This window comes from Enterobacter sp. UNJFSC 003 (genome assembly GCF_036903355.1).
In the GTDB taxonomy this organism is placed as follows: domain Bacteria; phylum Pseudomonadota; class Gammaproteobacteria; order Enterobacterales; family Enterobacteriaceae; genus Enterobacter.
This window is the reverse complement of record NZ_JBAKHK010000092.1, coordinates 1-308: the sequence shown is the minus strand read 5'-3', so window position 1 is coordinate 308 and position 308 is coordinate 1. Positions and strand designations below refer to the sequence as shown.

Annotated in this window: 1 pseudogene; it reads right to left on the bottom strand. The window is 49.4% G+C overall.

Annotated features, from left to right (window positions below):
* Positions 1-308, bottom strand: a pseudogene (tppB, locus tag V5P19_RS23240) (dipeptide/tripeptide permease); the annotation flags it as partial.

The window sequence follows — 308 nt, the reverse complement described above, 5'->3', positions numbered from 1 at the left end:
GTCTTTGCCTTTGTTACCCAGATGCGTGTAAATGCCTGCCAGTATTGGGCTGGCGAGTACCACCCAGAACGGGTTAAGCGCCTGGAAGCTGACCGGGTTGATGGAAAAACCGAGAATTTCATGATGCACGTTGTTGATGGCAAAGAAGTTCAGCGATGTTGGCATCTGGGCGTAGAGAATGTAAAACACCACCGCTTCGAGCATCAGGACAAAGGCGACAAACATTTTATTGCGCCCGGTTTTATCCAGCTTGAATGCCTGACGAAAGAAGATGATGGTGACGACGATGGAGAGAACAATCAGCACCA